2 protein-coding genes and 1 pseudogene are annotated in these 3336 nt (G+C 73.4%); all 3 read right to left on the bottom strand.

The genetic code is table 11. From position 1 onward, the window contains the following. A partial coding sequence (locus P1P70_RS42365) for an AAA family ATPase (protein ID WP_319247500.1) occupies positions 1–1482 on the bottom strand: 1482 nt, incomplete at its 3' end. Between the two features lie 172 nt (positions 1483–1654). Then, positions 1655–3172, bottom strand: a complete 1518-nt coding sequence (locus P1P70_RS42360) for a cobyric acid synthase (protein ID WP_319247498.1) — start codon at positions 3170–3172, stop codon at positions 1655–1657. Continuing rightward, positions 3169–3336: pseudogene (locus P1P70_RS42355) on the bottom strand (cobalamin biosynthesis protein); the annotation flags it as partial. The pseudogene P1P70_RS42355 and the gene P1P70_RS42360, both read right to left, overlap by 4 nt.

The raw sequence follows: 3336 nt of genomic DNA, 5'->3' as shown, positions 1-3336 counted from the left end.
CTCCCGGGTCGCCTGCCGCAGATCGTCCCGCCGTACCACCAGCCCCGGCCCGGACCGCCCCCGCGTCCGCTGATGCGGGGCAGCGGCCTGCACGGTCGCCGCCAGATGCAGCTTGGTCAGCGTGCCGCGCGGCCTGCGCGCCCCGGTCGTGCGCCCGTGCTCGGTCCGCGCGCGCGAACGCCGCCCGGCGGCACCCTCCCCGAGCCCCGGCACACTCAGCACCTTCGTACGGAACGGCTCGGCGGCCCGTACGGCGGACTGCTCACCGGCGGCCGGAGCCTGCGTCGGCACACCCTCGCCGGACTCGGACTGACCACCACCGTCGCCGCCCTGGGGCCCGTCGGACTCGGGAGCGGGCGGCCGCCCACCGCCGCCGGGGCCGTCGGGACCGGGATCAGGATCGTCGTCGTCCTGCGGGTTCTGCGAGTTCTGAGGGTCCTGCGAATCATGCGGATCCTTAGGGTTCTGCGGCGGCTCCGCGAACTCCTCCAAGGTCTCGTCGAGCTTGTCCTCGTCGAGGCCGGGCGCGTCGAAGGGATTCCGCCGCCTCCGGTGCGGCAGCGCGAGCAGCGCCGCCTGGCGCACGTCCTCCGCGAGCACCTCGGTCCGCCCGGCCCACGCGGCCAGCGCGGTCGCGGTCCGGGCCATCACGATGTCGGCCCGCATCCCGTCCACCTCGAAGGCCGCACAGGTCGCCGCGATCTGCAGCAGCGCCCCGTCGCCCAGCACCACGGACGGCAGCAACTCCCGTGCTGCGACGACCCGTTGCCGTACGCCGTCCTCCTCGTCCGCCCAACGGGCCGCGAAACCGGCCGGATCGTCGTCGTAGGCGAGCCGCCGCCGGACGACCTCCACCCGCTGGTCAGGCTCCCGCGAGGCCGCGACCTCCACGGTCAGCCCGAACCGGTCGAGGAGTTGCGGCCTGAGCTCGCCCTCCTCCGGGTTCATGGTCCCGACCAGCAGGAACCGCGCGGCATGCCGTACGGAGACACCCTCGCGCTCCACGTACGAGGCGCCCATCGCGGCCGCGTCGAGCAGCAGGTCGACGAGGTGGTCGTGGAGCAGGTTCACCTCGTCGACGTAGAGGATGCCCCGGTGCGCGTCGGCGAGCAGCCCGGGCTCGAACGCCTTCACGCCCTCCGACAGCGCCCGCTCGATGTCGAGGGCGCCGACGAGCCGGTCCTCGGAGGCACCGACCGGCAGCTCGACCATGCGCGAGGGCCGCGTCTCGAACGCCGGCTCGTGCGGCCCGTCCGGACACGCCGGGTCCGGCTTCACGGGGTCGCAGGAGAACCGGCAGCCGGCGACGACCTCCACCTCCGGCAGCAGCGCCGCGAGCGCCCGCACGGCGGTGCTCTTGGCGGTGCCCTTCTCGCCGCGCACGAGCACCCCACCGATTTTCGGGGAGATGGCGTTGAGGAGCAGGGCGAGTTGCAGGTCGCCCTGCCCGACGACGGCGGTGAAGGGGAAGTGCGTGCTCACGCGGTGATCCCTCCTAGAGGTGAATGAATGAGACGAGTGGCGACCGGCGGGATGAAGAGCACGGGGCGTAGCCCCCGCTCATCAGGGGCGCGGGGAACTGCGCGAGAAGCCCCACCGGCCGGCAGGCGACGCTCCCTCCCCCGGCTCTCCCGGCGGAACCGACCCGACGCCCTCATCCCGGCACCCCCGGCGCTCCCGGCGGCACGAACGGCAGCCCGCTCGGTGCCCCCGACTCGATGAGCCGCCACAGCGCGTCCGTGTCCGCGTGTTCCTCGATCAGGTCGCCGAGCCGGTCGAGCTGCTCCTCGCGCAGCGCGGCGAACGACGTGTCGGGGGCCGGTACGAACCGGCGCCCCGAGGCGGCGGCCACCGCGCGCAGAAAGGCCCGCCGGAACCCGTCCGACTCCAGCGACCCGTGCCAGTGCGTGCCCCAGGTCTGCCCGACCCGGCACCCGTCCAGGAAGGGCTCACCGCCCAGCACCTCGGCGACCCCGTGATGGATCTCGTACCCCTCGACCCGCTCCCCGAGGGCCTCCCCGACGGGTCGCGTGAGCGTCTTCTCCGGGGCGAACCGCACCCGGACGGGAAGCACCCCGAGCCCCGGGACATGTCCCCGGCGACTCTCGACGTCGTCCTCGATGTGCTCCCCGAGCGCCTGGAACCCCCCGCAGATACCGAGGACCGGCCGCCCTTCGGCGGCCCGGCGCAGCAACGCCTCGGCGAGCCCCCGTTCCCGCAGCCACTCCAGCGCGCGGACCGTGCCCCGGGTCCCCGGCACGACGACGAGGTCCGCGTCGGCCAACTCCTCGGCCCGGTCCACGAACCGCACGACCACACCGGGTTCGGCGGCGAGCGCGTCCACGTCGGTGAAGTTGGACATCAGCGGCACCGCGCACACGGCGACCCGCAGCACGTCCTCCCCGACGGGCGGCGCGACGTTCGACTCCCGCACCGTCCCCCGCAGCGAGACCCGCAGCCCGTCCTCCTCGTCGATCCCGAGCCCGTGCCGGAACGGCAGCACGCCGTACGTCCGCCGCCCGGTGAGCCCGCGCAGCATGTCGAGCCCCGGCTCCAGCAAGGAGACATCACCGCGGAACTTGTTGACGAGGAACCCGGCGACGAGTGCCTGGTCCTCGGGGGAGAGCAGCGCGACGGTCCCGAAGAACGATGCGAACACCCCACCCCGGTCGATGTCGCCGACGACGAGCACGGGCAGCCCGGCGTTCCGGGCGATCCCCATGTTGACGATGTCGGTCCGCCGCAGATTGATCTCGGCCGGAGAGCCGGCCCCCTCGCAGATCACCGCGTCATACGTGCCCCGCAGTTCGGCGAGGCACTCCAACACGGTCCCGAGCAGCCGCTGTTGCCGCCCTCCGTGATAGCCGCGCGCGCTCATCTCACCCACGGGCTTGCCGAGCAGCACGACCTGACTGCTGCGCTCGCCCCCGGGCTTCAGCAGCACGGGGTTCATCAGCGCGGTGGGCTCCACCCGGCACGCCTGCGCCTGCATGGCCTGAGCCCGCCCGATCTCGGCGCCCTCCTTCGTCACGAAGGAGTTGAGCGACATGTTCTGCGCCTTGAACGGCGCGACCTTGACCCCCTGCCGCACCAGCCACCGGCAGATCCCGGCGGTGATCACGCTCTTCCCGGCGTCCGAGGTGGTCCCGGCGACCAACAGCCCGCCACTCATCCCTGCCTCCTCGACCGCAGCAGCGACACACCCGCACCGATCCCCAACGCCAGCCATCCCACCCGCCGGGACAACCGCACGGCCCGCTCGATGTCACCCACCTCGACGGCGCGCCCCTCCCCATTCAGCACAGGCCGATGCTCGACCCGCCCCCCGTACGACAA

The sequence above is a fragment of the Streptomyces sp. MB09-02B genome (genome assembly GCF_033794485.1).
Taxonomy (GTDB): Bacteria; Actinomycetota; Actinomycetes; order Streptomycetales; family Streptomycetaceae; genus Streptomyces.
The sequence above is the reverse complement of the archived record's forward strand: the minus strand, read 5'-3'. Positions and strand labels throughout refer to the sequence as shown.

Bases quoted from the DNA above. Each gene is read 5' to 3' on its own strand.
- P1P70_RS42360 (WP_319247498.1), bottom strand. From the start codon at position 3,172: ATGAGTGGCGGGCTGTTGGTCGCCGGGACCACCTCGGACGCCGGGAAG.